Origin of the sequence: Candidatus Poriferisodalis sp. (genome assembly GCF_965262965.1) — a bacterium.
Taxonomy (GTDB): domain Bacteria; phylum Actinomycetota; class Acidimicrobiia; order Acidimicrobiales; family Poriferisodalaceae; genus Poriferisodalis.
The window spans coordinates 2638739-2651953 of the sequence record NZ_OZ253573.1 but is presented as its reverse complement, the minus strand read 5'-3'; the positions used below and the strand labels follow the sequence as shown (position 1 = coordinate 2651953).

General features: G+C 64.9%; 10 protein-coding genes and 2 pseudogenes. 10 read left to right on the top strand and 2 right to left on the bottom strand.

Annotated elements, in window-relative coordinates; all coding sequences use genetic code 11:
- The first annotated feature begins 13 nt into the window (after nt 1-13).
- From ACQY5K_RS12670 to ACQY5K_RS12630, 9 genes and pseudogenes are all read left to right on the top strand, one after another.
- Nucleotides 14-1750 (top strand): cbb3-type cytochrome c oxidase subunit I, encoded by a 1737-nt coding sequence (locus tag ACQY5K_RS12670; protein WP_428115786.1) that lies wholly within the window; start codon nt 14-16, stop codon nt 1748-1750.
- An 80-nt stretch (nt 1751-1830) separates the two neighbouring features.
- A complete protein-coding gene (locus ACQY5K_RS12665) occupies nt 1831-2364 on the top strand; it encodes a cytochrome c oxidase subunit 3 (RefSeq protein ID WP_428115784.1) in 534 nt (177 codons plus the stop codon).
- Nucleotides 2365-2371: 7 nt separating this feature from the next.
- The gene (locus tag ACQY5K_RS12660) at nt 2372-3154 is read left to right on the top strand and encodes a hypothetical protein (RefSeq protein WP_428115782.1); all 783 of its coding nucleotides are present in this window, start codon (nt 2372-2374) and stop codon (nt 3152-3154) included.
- Nucleotides 3154-4287: a cytochrome c oxidase subunit II gene (gene coxB / locus ACQY5K_RS12655; RefSeq protein ID WP_428115780.1), complete on the top strand. Its 1134-nt coding sequence runs from the start codon at nt 3154-3156 to the stop codon at nt 4285-4287. Before ACQY5K_RS12660 ends, coxB begins: the two co-directional genes overlap by 1 nt.
- A gap of 44 nt (nt 4288-4331) precedes the next feature.
- Nucleotides 4332-6410, top strand: coding sequence for a cytochrome c oxidase subunit I (gene ctaD / locus ACQY5K_RS12650; RefSeq protein ID WP_428115779.1), 2079 nt, complete (start codon nt 4332-4334; stop codon nt 6408-6410).
- Nucleotides 6403-7071, top strand: a complete 669-nt coding sequence (locus tag ACQY5K_RS12645; protein WP_428115777.1) for a cytochrome c oxidase subunit 3 — start codon at nt 6403-6405, stop codon at nt 7069-7071. The genes ctaD and ACQY5K_RS12645 overlap by 8 nt, the downstream gene beginning before the upstream one ends.
- A gap of 25 nt (nt 7072-7096) precedes the next feature.
- The gene (locus tag ACQY5K_RS12640; protein ID WP_428115776.1) at nt 7097-7486 is read left to right on the top strand and encodes a cytochrome C oxidase subunit IV family protein; all 390 of its coding nucleotides are present in this window, start codon (nt 7097-7099) and stop codon (nt 7484-7486) included.
- Between the two features lie 187 nt (nt 7487-7673).
- Nucleotides 7674-7937: pseudogene (locus ACQY5K_RS12635) on the top strand (IS630 family transposase); the annotation flags it as partial.
- 380 nt (nt 7938-8317) lie between these two features.
- Nucleotides 8318-8908 carry a DUF6338 family protein gene (locus ACQY5K_RS12630; protein WP_428115774.1) on the top strand — a complete coding sequence of 197 codons (591 nt, stop codon included), beginning with the start codon at nt 8318-8320 and terminating at the stop codon, nt 8906-8908.
- A 232-nt stretch (nt 8909-9140) separates the two neighbouring features.
- On the opposite strand, the pseudogene ACQY5K_RS12625 reads toward ACQY5K_RS12630, so the two are convergent.
- Nucleotides 9141-9644, bottom strand: a pseudogene (locus tag ACQY5K_RS12625) (transposase); the annotation flags it as partial.
- Nucleotides 9645-9717: 73 nt separating this feature from the next.
- A complete protein-coding gene (locus tag ACQY5K_RS12620; RefSeq protein ID WP_428122674.1) occupies nt 9718-11475 on the bottom strand; it encodes a UGSC family (seleno)protein in 1758 nt (585 codons plus the stop codon).
- Nucleotides 11476-11670: 195 nt separating this feature from the next.
- Here ACQY5K_RS12620 and serS point away from each other — a divergent pair, with 195 nt between their 5' ends.
- Nucleotides 11671-12924 (top strand): serine--tRNA ligase, encoded by a 1254-nt coding sequence (gene serS / locus ACQY5K_RS12615; protein ID WP_428115772.1) that lies wholly within the window; start codon nt 11671-11673, stop codon nt 12922-12924.
- Nucleotides 12925-13215: the final 291 nt, after the last annotated feature.

The window sequence follows — 13215 nt, the reverse complement described above, 5'->3', positions numbered from 1 at the left end:
ACCACTTCGCCGCATGACCGACGACACCACCGAAGCCGTGCATTCGGAAGGACCGTCCGTGTCCGGGCATGCCGAAGATCCGTCTGCGTTTGGCTGGCTCAACACGACGGACCACAAGCGCATCGGCAGGATGTTCATCGCGTGCTCCTTGGTTTTCGCGATGGCGGGAGCGGTGGCCGATCTGGCGGTGCGCTTCGATTTGGCCTCCGCGAACGGCCATACCGTGCTCAATGCTGACGTCTTCGTGCAGGTCTTCACGTTCACTCGCGATGCGCTCGTGCTCGGAATGCTCATTCCACTGTTCCTCGGGATCGCCATCTATGTCGTCCCGCTGCAGGTGGGAGCTCCGAATGTGGCGTTCCCCCGCGCTGCGGCTGCGGGGTTCTGGGGCTGGTTGGTCTCGTTCGGCGTGCTGATCGGTGCCTATCTCGGAAACGGCGGGCCGGCCGGCGGATGGGACGATGGCGTCGACCTGCATCTGCTTGCGGTGGCCGGCTTGGTGCTGTCGCTGCTGGTCGGCGCGATTTGCGTCGCAACCACCACGCTCACCATGCGGGCGCCGGGCATGTACATGGACCGCACGCCTGCCTTCGCGTGGTCGGCCCTCGTCACGGCATCGATGCTGGTGGTCAGCCTCGGCGTCGTGCTCGGCCAGATTGTCATCCTCTATATCGACCATCGCTACGGACGATTCTTCGCGGACGGCAACTACGGCATCTGGTCGCGCATCGACTGGATGTATCGCACGCCGCAACTGTTCATCTATGTGGTGCCGGTGCTGGGCGTGGCGGCCGAGATCATGCTGGCGGCGGCACGCCGCTGGGTGTTCGAGCCGCTGGCGCTGTACTTCACTATCGGACTCGTGGGATTGTTCGGCTTCGGCGCCTGGGCGAACTTCGGCATCACCACCGAGGGAGCCGACATTGTTGACGGGCTCGAAGGCATCGTGCTGGTCGGCCTGTACGCCGGGGCCCTCGCTGGAACCATGGGCCTGCTGGCGCTGCTGGGCTTCACGGTATGGCAGGGCCGCAATTGGCCGCGACCCAGCACCGCAGTACTGGCAGCGGTTGGCGCCGGCCAGATCATCGCGGTTGCCGCGCTGTTCGGTCTCATCGGCGCTGCGGTGGATTGGCTCCAGGTCGCAGGTCGGGGCATCGACGGGAATGCTCCACTGAGCATGACCACCTGGGTCACTGGCCAGCAGAGCTTGCTGATCTATGGCGCGGGCCTGCTCGGGGCGCTTGCCGCGCTGCATTGGTGGGCGCCCAAGATCTGGGGCAAGAAGCTCTCCGAGCTCGCCGGACTGGGCAGCTTCGTCCTCATTGGCGGCGGCGCATTCTTGGCCTGGCTCGGACCGCTGCTGTCGGGCGCGTTCACCGAGCAGCCGCAGTTCGTGTACCACGACCCGCTGCTCACCACCCGCTACGCCGGCCTCGTCGATACCTCCGGTGCCGAGGGTCTCTCGATCCTGGGTGCCATCGGCGTCATTGTCGTACTGGCCGGCGTCGCGCTCTTGGCGCTGAATCTGCTGGTGTCGGTCGTGCTGGGCAAGGGCGCCGATGCCCCCGCAGATCCTTGGAACGGTTTGACGCCCGAGTGGCTGCTCGAATCACCGCCTCCGCTTGGACCATCGCAGACGCTGACCGAGCTCAGCTCGGGAACACCGCTGCTCGATGCTGCGACGAACGGCAATGGCTCGCCAATCGGTCTCGAAACCGACGACGCAGCGCGGGAGGAGGTGCCCGCCTGATGTCGCAGAGTGCGACTGTTGTTCCGTCTGGCGGTCGGTACGTCGTCCCCGGTCCGCCGCCGCGGCCTCGCAGCCAGCTCGTGGCGACGGGCTTTGCAATCGCGGCTGGCGCGATGGCGGTCGCCGGCGCGCTGGGGCACTACATGGCGCGCCGCCATGCGTCGGGTATCGACCCAGGTCATGAGTGGCTCGCGGGACACGCGGTGCCGAGCCCGCAGTTCGACTACGCCTTGCTGACCTTGCTGGTCTCGGTCGTGACTGCGCACTGGGCAGTGTGGGCCAGTCGCCGCGGTGAGCGCGGCCACACGTGGGTAGGCATGGCCATCACGCTTGTGATGGGTTTTGCCTTCTTCAATATGGTGATGTTCAGCCTGAATCGCATGGAGATCGAGATCGGCTCCGGCGAGTGGGCAAACCTGGCATTTGCGACCACGGGCCTCGCACTCGCGTTGCTCGTCGTCGGGATGTTCTATTTGGGGCTCATGACGTTGCGCTCGCTGGGAGGCAGCGTCGGTCGGGAGTCCTCCACGCCGCTGGGCGCAGCGGTCTTCTTCTGGGACTTTGCCGTGCTTGCGTGGACCGCCACCTGGTACGCCGTGTACGTGGTGAAGTAGGGGTTCGATGGTCGGCATCGCCAGCAGGTACTTCGCGGGTCGCATCGCGCTGGCCGTCGCTGCGGCGACCGTGATCGGCGTGCTCACGGGCATGGACGGCACCGGCCATGTCGTCATGTACGCCACCATCGTGCTCGGCACTGCCGGAGGTGCCTTCGCTTTGCTGGCGGCGCTGGCACTGACCGTCGGCGACGGCGACTCGCCCGACCGCGCGCACTCTCACACCTTCCGGCCCGTTCCGGCGTACTGGCCGATCATGGCCGCCGTCGGCATGGGCCTGCTCATGGTGGGCCTGACGACCGATGCGATCCTGTCGATCGCCGGCATCGCGCTGCTCGTCATTTCCGCAGTGGAATGGACGATGAGCACATGGGCCGAGCACCTGTCCGCCGATGCAGCGGCGAACGCAGTCGAGCGTGCGAGGCTCCTGCGGCCCTTCGAGATCTCGCTGTACGGGGCGCTGGCGATTGCGGTGCCGGTGGTGCTGGCTTCGCGAGTGCTGTTGGCATCGAGCAGGGCCGGCGCGAGCTGGGTCGCTATCGCGATCTCGGCGGTGATCCTGTCATTCGCTTTCGTGATCTATGCAAAACCGCGGCTGCGCCGGTCGATCGTGGCAACCACGCTCGTGCTTGGCGGCGTCGCACTGATCGTCGCGGGTATCGCCTCGGCGGTGATCGGTGAGCGCGACTTCCATCCGCACGGGCAGACCGAAGTGAGCGAGGACACCGCAGATCACGACGCCGAGTCAGACCCCTCCCAGATGAGCGATTCGGGCGAGGGGCACGAGTGATGCCAATATGCACCGGTTTCTCCCGACGCTGGCGCTTCGTTGTGCTGGGTCTGGTGGCGCTTGCGGTGACCGGCTGCGCGACCGGGCGGCTCGACGCCACGAAGCCAGCCGGTCCGAACGCCCGCGACATCGACGGGCTGATGCGTCTGTCGGGATGGATGGCCGTCGTCGTCGGCATCTTCGTGGCCGCAGCAGTCGTCACGATCATCGTCAAGTTCCGTGCCAAGCCCGGCGACGATCCTGACGAACTGCCTCCGCAGATCCATGGCAACCGCAAGGCAGAGCTCACCTGGACGCTCATCCCGACGGCTTTGCTCATCTTCCTGACCGTCGTGACGCTGCCGACGGTGTTCGCCCTCGCCGAGAAGGGCGACGGACGAACGATCGTCGTCGAGGGCCAGCAGTGGTGGTGGCAATTCAGCTACGACACTGACGGCGACGGTCAGTTCGACGACGTCGTCACTGCGAACGATCTCGTCATCCCCGTCGGCGAAGAGGTCAACCTCGAGCTCCGCTCCAACGATGTCATCCACTCGTTCTGGATACCGCAGCTCAACGGCAAGAAGGACGTCGTGCCCGGCCGTGTGCATGACTGGCGCATCAGCGCTGACGAGCCGGGGATCTTCTACGGCGAGTGCGTGGAGTTCTGCGGTCTCAGCCACGCCAACATGCAGATGCGCACCATCGTGCTCGAGCCCGATGATTTCGACCGCTGGGTCGCCGAGCAGGAAGCCCAGATCGAGGCTGCGTCGGTGCCCGCAGAAGGCACACCTGAAGCCGCCGGTTACGACCTGTTCGGCACCCACTGCATCAGCTGCCATGTGATCGACGGCGTGTACGAGAGCGCAGCCGGAGGCAACGCAAATCTTGCCTCCGGCATCGCCCCGAACCTGACCAACCTCATGAGCCGCACAGCGTTCGCAGGAGCGCTGTTCGACACGTACCAGTCCGACGGCAGCCTCAACGTGGCTGAGCTTCGGGAATGGGTCCGCAATGCACCCGCCATGAAGCCCGCCCGCGCTGACAATCGTCAGGGCATGCTCGACTTCTCCGAAGTGCTGACTGCTGAAGATCTCGACAACTTGCTGGCATACCTCACGACTCTCGGCAGCGCGCCGGTGCTGCCCGAATGAGCCCGCGCAGGTGTGCGGGCAGGCTGGCCTAGGAGAACGACTCGATGGCAATCACCACTGATCGCCCAACCGAATCCGAACTGCCGGGCACCGAACTGGAGGTGGCCGGCGACGTCGACGTCACCGACGACTCGCCACGCCCTGGCGTCTTCGCACGACCTACTCATGCGACGGGCTGGCGCTCGTGGCTGTTCACGGTGGACCACAAGAAAATCGGGATCATGTACGGCGCTGCCGCCATGTTCTGGTTCCTGGTGGGGGGTATCGAGATTGGGTTGGTGCGCCTGCAACTGTGGTCGCCCGACGCCGGGGTGCTGAGCGCCGACGCCTACAACCAGCTCTTCACCATGCACGGCGTCACCATGGTTTTCCTGGTGATCATGCCGCTCGCGAACGCGTTCGCAAACTATCTGGTGCCGCTGCAGATCGGCGCCCGAGACGTGGCCTTTCCCCGGATGAATGCCCTCGGCCTGTGGATCTTCCTCTTCGGCGGCATCTTCTTGAACCTCAGCTGGTTCCTCGGCGGCGGTGCTGATGGCGGCTGGTTCGCCTACGCACCCAACACCGGGTTGGCGTTCAGCCCTGGCAACGGCATGGACTTCTACGCAATTGGGTTGCAGATTGCCGGCATTGCCTCGTTGCTGGGCGCGCTCAACCTGCTCGTGACCATCCTCAACATGCGCTGCCCGGGCATGACGCTGCTGCGCATGCCGGTGTTCACCTGGATGATCTTGGTGGTGCAGTTCCTGCTGGTGTTCGCACTGCCGGTCATCACCGTGGCGCTGGTGCTGCTGATTTTCGACCGCACCTTCGATTCGAACTTCTTCGACGTGACTGCGGGCGCCGATCCGCTGCTGTGGCAGCACCTGTTCTGGATATTCGGCCATCCCGAGGTGTACATCCTGATCCTGCCGGCGTTCGGCGTCGTGTCCGAGACGCTGCCCGTATTCAGCCGCAAGCCGCTGTTCGGTTATTCGGTGGTGGTGCTGTCGGGCGCCGCCATCGGTTTCATGGGCTGGGGCGTGTGGGCGCACCACATGTTCACCTCGGGCATGGGACCGGTTTCGGTGGCGGCGTTCTCGGCGACGACCATGTTCATCGCCGTGCCGACGGGTGTGAAGATCCTGAACTGGATCGCGACGATGTGGGGCGGCAAGGTCCGCTTCACGGTGCCGATGATGTTCTCGGTGTCGCTGGTCTTGATGTTCACCATCGGCGGCCTGTCGGGCGTCATGCACGCCGTCGCGCCCGCCGATACCCAGCAGACCGACACGTACTTCATCGTGGCGCACTTCCACTACGTGCTCGTCGGCGGTGCTCTCATGGGCATGTTCGCCGGCGTGTACTACTGGTGGCCCAAGGCCTTCGGGTACCACTTGAACGACCGGCTCGGCCGTTGGCACTTCTGGTTGATGCTCTTGGGCTTCAACGTCACCTTCGGGCCGATGCACATCGTGGGCTTGCAGGGAATGGCTCGGCGCCACAGCACCTACGGGGAGTTCGACGGTTTCGAATTCTGGAACAAGATCAGCACGATCGGCTACGTCGTCATGCTCACCGCCATGGTGATCTTGGCGGTCAACATCCTCCGCACGTGGGGCCGCTACCGACGGGGACTCGAACCGCCCGCCGAGGCCGACCCATGGGATGGCCGCACGCTTGAGTGGGCGATTCCCTCACCGGCCCCGGAGCACAACTTCGATTACGTGCCGGTGGTGACCGATGTGGACGATTTCTGGCACAAGAAGTATCAGCACGACGAGAATGGCAAGCTGCGCCGGGTTGCCTATGGCAACGACATCGCCCAGCGGGGCGACCAGCACCCGCACCTGCCGTCGCCGTCGTACTGGCCCATCACGCTCGCCATGGGCCTGCCGCTGATCGGGTTCGGGATCATCTACAACTTGTGGATCGCGGGCTTTGGCCTGCTGTTGCTGGTGGGCGCGATATTCGGCTGGAGCCTTGAGCCGCCGACCGATCCCGATGCGGGGCACGGTCACGGCCATGACGATCACGGCCACGATGGCCACGATGACAATCATGACGGCGGCCCGAATGGTCACGCTGACGGGAACGGCGTGCTGGCGGCCAGCACGCCGAACGGGGAGGCCGCCGGTGACTGAGACCGCTGAAGCCGCCGTCGAACCGGTCGCTGCGGACGAGCCGCAGATCGCGTACCCGCGCACCTCCTGGGACGACTACGAGATGGTGCCGCCCACCACGGGGCTGTCGAACGAGAAGATGACGATGTGGGCCTTCCTGGGCTCGGATTGCCTGCTCTTCGGCGCGTTGATTTCGACGTACTTGCTGTTGCGCAACCGCAAGCCGCTCTTGGGCGAGGAGCCCCTGGCGGCGGCAGATCTCTTCGATATCCCCTTCACCTCGGTCAGCTCGTTCGTGCTGCTCATGAGCTCGCTCACGATGGTGCTGGCCGTGTCGTCCATCACCCGCCGCGAGATGGAGCGCTGCAAGCTGTGGCTGCTGACCACCGCCGCACTCGGCTCGGTGTTCATTGCCGGGCAGGTGTACGAATTCACGAGCTTCTACCGTGAGGGTCTCGGTTACACCGTCAGCATCTCGTCGTCGGCCTTCTACACGCTGACCGGGTTCCACGGCGTCCACGTGTCGTTGGGCATCGTCATGCTCGTCACGCTGTGGGTGCTGGTCAGCCGCGGCATTCTCGGCCCGGATCGAGCCGAGACCGTCGAGATCATCGGCCTGTACTGGCACTTCGTCGACATCGTCTGGATCGCGATCTTCGCGGTCGTGTACCTGATTCCGTAGGGCCTGGATTCGTGAGGGAATTGCGATGAGCACCGCCACTGAAGCCACTCCCGCCGAAGTCCACGCCGTCGACGAACACGACGGCCATGACGATGAGCATCAGGATCACGGCCTGAGCGACGTCGGCTACATCAAGGTCGCAGTGCTGCTGGCGGTGCTGACTGCCGCAGAGGTCATGACGTACTTCTTTGACTTCGGTCCGGCCGAGGTTCCGGGACTGCTCATCCTCATGGTGGTGAAATTCTGGATCGTTGTCGCATATTTCATGCACCTGCGCTTCGACAACAAGCTCTTCACGTGGATCTTCGTGGGAGGGCTGGTGCTTGCGTTGGCCGTGTACGCGGCACTGGGCACGTCCATGGTGTTCTGGACTGATCCCGTGGGCTGCGACCTCAGCCCGAACCCGAACTGCTGAGCCTCGCGCCGAGCGTCGCCCCTTCGTCGCTAGTGGTTCGTCGTTGAAATGGTTGGGGCGCGTATGGTGGGGGCATGACTGCTGGATTTGTCGTGTCGGATGCGGATCGTTTGTCGTTGGAGGGGGTGGCGCGCTCGGGGTGCGAGCCGTGGCGTCGGGTGCGGCCGGCGAGGTCCTCACCCAGACCCGCAAGCGCTGGCACCTGCACTTCACACCCACCAGCTCCAGCTGGGCGAACCTCGTCGACCGCTGGTTCTCGATCCTGACCCGCAAAGCCCTCAAGACACAAGCGTTCACATCAGTCGAACACCTCAAAGACGTCATCGAACACTGGGCCGCGCACTGGAACCACGACCCCAAGCCCCTCAAATGGACCAAGACAGCCGACCAGATCATCGCCAAAGTCAAACGAGCCCGAACCGCCCTAAACAAAACCGCGACACACCACTAGCGGACGAATCAGCGATACCACCGGGCTCCCGAGCAGCTCCGCGATTAGGGGGCCGGCGAGACGTTCCAACTAGCCGTCCATGTTGCGAGCGCAGCTGCCGAACGTGAAGTGTCGGTTTCAACAGTGCCCGCCGGCTCGCTTCGCAAGCGGACGGAGGTTCTCGATGGGGCAGCGATGCGGTCGCCGTGTTTGCGGTCATGGGCAGGTCAATGGTCTTCTGGACCGACCCCGCCGGCTGCGACCTCAGCCCCAACCTGAACTGCTGATCCTCGCGGCCCCGTAATTGCCTTGACTGGGCCTGAGCGATGTCGCTAAGCAGATTGCGATGACGAACATCGCGTACGCAGCGTTAGCCCTAGCCGCATTGCTCATTCCCGGCGTTGCGGCGGTTTGGGCCTACGAACGTCGGCACGAGGTGTACTCGCGAAGAGCGAGGGACTGGGCTGTTTCGCCTCACGGCGATTTCGGCTGTCATCCTGGGCTTGCTCGCACTGCGCCTCTATTGGTTGATGCAGACCTACTGGGATGATTTTCGCGCCTTGAAGCCGTTGCCATGGTGGCTTCTCGCCTTCGCACCATCCGGATACTTGTTGGCATCTGCCTGCTTGGGTGCGCTCGCAGCGCGGCTCGGTCGTCCTGCCGACGGCAACAGGAACGCGCCGAACGCATGGGCACACTTGTTCCAGCGAGAGAAGATCGGGATGGTTCGGTGCAGGCTCAAGTCGGGCCGCTGGATCGGTGGCCTCTACGATCGAGGTTCGTACGTCTCAGCGCAAGGCCCAAAACGAGACATCTATATTTCGCGTGCAGTCCAATTCACTGATGAAGGTGCTATCCCAAGGACCGACGATGGCGAGCCACAGTGGGCCGGAAGTCAACGACAGCGCACTGGCTTGCTCGTCAAGTGGGACGATATTGAGACACTTGAGTTCACACCGCTCAACCAAGGAGATGGCCATGGCTCGCGATAGCAGGGGAGTGGGACTCTTTGAGCGCCGTGGCGGCTACATGCCAGACGAGGAATACCCGCCCGAGCAGGTTCCGACAGACATTTACGCTCCGCCACCTCTCGATGAGTCGCGCGTGAGTCCTCCTCCGTCTGACGAGGACTAGATGATTAGTTCCAAGGTTTTAGTGGTCGTATGCGGTGAGTGAGCGTGCTGGTCGGCTGTGTCGGTAGGTGTCGTTGTGCCAGATGGCGGCGATGAGGGTCTGGCCCGGCCCGGCGATGCGGGCCGCGTCGATCATGTCGGCGCAGACTTCGCGTTCGTCGGCTTTCGCGTCGGCGAGAGCGAACGCGACCGGCAGACCTGAGGGTGTGGCGACAAGGTGCAGCCGCAAGCCCCAGAACCAGCGGGAATGCGACGCGCACCAGCCGTATTGGGCCCGTCCCGCGAGGCCGGAGCGCTTTTGGGTCTCGCGGCTTCGGCCGCACTCGACCGGGGTGGAGTCCACCAGCCACACGTCGTCGTGCCACGACTCGCACTCGCGTGCGAGACACCCCATGACACGAGCGATCATCTCGGCGCTGCGCCGCAGCCGCTTGTTGTACCCGTCGCGGTTGGGCAGGTACGCGAACCACGGCCGAAGATGCGCCTGGGCGTAGCGCACGAACTGCGACTCGTTGTCATAGCCCAGCAGCGCCGAGATCACCGCCAAGGTGACCAGCTCCGCGTCGGTCAGCTTCGGGGCGAACCCCACCACAGGTGGACCCCACCCCTTGGAACTAATCATCTAGGAAACTCAGCGTCGTTCAGTCTGCCTGGGCCCGGATCGGCGATCACTCTGTGCCGCTGTTGAGGTGCTTGATGGCCTTGGCGGTGTAGTCGCCGTGCGGCCCGTCGTGGCTGAACACGTAGGCGTTGGTGCGGTTCGCGTCGCCCGCCACCGCGATCACGAACTTTGACGGCTCCGACACGATCGGCACCAGGCGGTCCGGATCGTTTGAGGTTGCGAACTGTGGTGGCAGGTCGCCGACAGCGACGACATCGGTGAGCCGGGGACGACCTGCCGACAAATTCGTCCATTCGCCGATGAGCTTCTCGAAGCGCCATGCCGGAATGCGCGCGTGCTCGAACAGTGCCTCAGCCAAGCGTGCCTTCGTCCACCCAGCCCTTGCGCATGTGCGTGCCAGGATCGGCGAGAGCACGAGCAACGGCCGGTAGTGCAAATGGCCCAAGCCATACAGGTGGCCCAGATCCCAGCCGGTGACTCGGGCCAGACCGTCGCCCAGGTACGGCACGATCTCCTGCGGTGTCGAGCCGAACACGCTGCCGACGATCACGCCGCTGTTGAATCGGGCCATGGTCGCCACGTCGTCGTGCGCGCCGAAGCCGAACTCGGCACTGACGGGTTCCCAGCCGATGTCAGCCAGCGTGGCGGTGTCCTCGCACAGCACGACCCGGAACGTGTTTCCGAAGGTGGACTTGTCGTGTTCGGCGGCGGTGAAGCCGAACACGTTGCGCTGGTACAGCCGCAGCCAGCGACCGACGCTCGTGTTGGCGCGCACGCCGTCGCGCAACGCCCCGACGCCGGAGTTGAAGCCGAGCTCTGCTGCCCGCGGCCCATCGAGGATCATCAGCGCATCGGCGCCGGTGGTGTTGCCGGAGTGCTCTGCGCCATAGTGCGGGTCGGCCAGGATGCGAGCAGCGGCCAGCAGCACCCCCAGGTGCCGCGGCTCGCAGCCCGCCATGACGGCGTTGGTCGCCACTGACCACACGGTCATGGCGCGGCCGGTCGTGCGAGCGAGGCCCAGCGACTGCTGTGGATCCAGGCCGGTGCCAGCCAGGAAGGCCTCCACGCGGTCTGGTGTCGGTGGCACGATCGGCAGCCCGTCGGACCAGCCCCGGTTGGCGAAGATCTCGTTGACGTCGTCGATGGAACCGCTCGCCACTATTTCGTCGGGTTCTGGGTCGTCGGGTTCTGGGTCGTCGGGCGCCGGGTCGCTGTGGGAGGCGGTGTCGTTCGTGCTGTTGCTGACCGCCGCTTGGCCCGTGAGCCCTTCGACGACAGCGTCAACGGTGTAGGCGACGAAGTTGGCCGCCATCTCGTCGGCGGACTGGGCATCGACGTGCCCCACGGTGACGGCCAGCGGCAGTCCTTCGAAACCGTGCCCTCGTGCGGTCGCGACGGCTTGACCCTCGAAGCTCTCGCATACCAGCGAAACTGACGGCACCCCGGCCGACTCGGCTGTCACTGCTGCCCGCGCCACGGCGGGCGTGCAGCTGCCTCAGCAGCCCATGCCCGACACGACAGCGTCCACGGCTCGTGAGCGCAGCGAATCGGGCAGGCGGTCGATCACGTCGGCTTCATCGGGACCGTGAGTGTTGCCGAACGTGTCGTAGCCGATGAACTCGGCGTCGGTGTAGCGGGCGGCGAGCTCGCGTTCGAGGATCGGGAACAGCTCGTCGCCTCGGAACAGGTAGTCCCACAAGAAGGCGATCCGCTTGCCGACAAGGGTGTCGAGTCGTGGCGCGAGTTCCCGGTGTTCGATTCCCAACCGAGATCGGGGCCAGACGACGTCGTAGGAGGGTTCCATGGTCAATTTCGGGGTCCTTCTAACGTGAACTTTCAAACATCCTGCCGTTGCGAGCTTCGCTTCGTGACATCAGGCAATGGTTGCTGTCAATTGGGGCGAGATCAAGTGCAGATCAAGTGCGTCGACGTCGCCGCGAAGTCGACGAGCGCCTTGCGATGTCGTGGCGTGTGGCGTCGCTGGGTAGCTTCACCCGGCGTGATCGATCTCCGGCGGCTCCGTGACGACGCTGCGTATCGCGACGGCGCGATTCGCAAGGGCGCCGAACCCAGTCTCATCGCTGAGGTGCTTGCCGCCGATGAAGCGTGGCGGTCGCTGACGCACCAGGCCGAGGAGGCCCGAGCCGCGCAGAACGCGGTGTCGCGTGAGATCGGCCGTGCGGCACCCGACGATCGCTCGGCCAAGATCGCCGAGGCGGGGCGCCTCAAGGAAGATGTGGAACGCCTTGAGACCGACGAGCGCGCAGCCGCGCAGCGGCGCACTGAATTGGCGCTGCGGGCTCCGAACCCTGCGGCGGCCGACGTGCCGTCGGGCGCCGAGGAGCACTTCGAGACTGTGCGCGAGGTCGGCGAGTGCGGCGAGCCGCCTGCGTACGACCACGCCGAGATTGGAGCGCTCGCCGGTCTCGTCGACTCTGAGCGCGGTGCGCGCAACAGCGGCAGCCGGTTTGCGTACTTGAAGGGCGCTGCGGTCCGGCTCGAGTTCGCGCTGGTTCACTGGACGTTCGACGTGCTGGAGCGCCATGGATTCGTGCCGGTAGTGCCGCCCGTGCTGGTGCGCGAGGACCTGATGGTCGAGGCCGGGTTCTTCCCCGCAGACCGTCATCAGGTGTACGAGATCGCCGGCGATGATCTGTTTCTCATCGGGACATCAGAGGTTGCGTTGGCTGGCCTGCACCGGGGCGAGCGTTTGGGTCGGGCTGAGCTGCCGCTGCGCTATGCCGGGTTCTCGTCATGCTTTCGCCGCGAGGCCGGCACCCATGGCCGGGACACCCGTGGCATCTTCCGGGTACACCAGTTCGACAAGGTCGAGATGTTCTCCTTCTGCGACTCGGACACCAGCTGGGACGAGCTGGAGGCACTGCGAGCCATCCAGGAGGAGATCGTCGGCTCGCTCGATCTGCCGTACCGGGTCATCAACGTGGCCGCGGGCGACCTGGGGGCTGCGGCGGCCAAGAAGTACGACCTCGAGGTGTGGCTGCCGTCTGAGCGGGCGTACCGCGAGGTCACGTCGTGCTCGAACTACACCGACTACTCAGCCCGGCGCCTCGGCACTCGCTGGGCAGACGACGACGGCACTGGCCTGGTCCACACGCTCAACGGCACGGCGTGTGCCATCGGCCGCACCCTCGTGTTCATCATGGAGAATCACCAGCGCCCCGGCGGTTCCATTGCCGTGCCCGAAGTGCTTCACCCCTGGCTCAACTTCACCGAGATTCCCGCACCGACCTGAGGCTCCGACCCGCGGCAACTGTCAAGGAATCTTGGCCACGAACCAGGTGGGTGTTGTTTGGTGCCGCTGGGATGGCGCTGGGCGGGGTTCGCCACAGCAGCGGTCCACCGTCGGGGATCGCAGCGCGCAGCACCGAGACCGCCGCGTCGAGCACTTCTATGTGATCGGCGATGTCGACCACCAACGGGCCGCCGGCTCGGCGCTTCGACCACGCATCGCCACAGATCAGAGGGATATCTCCGCGGACTCACACACCCAAACCCACCAAACTCATGAATAATCAGGGCTAGC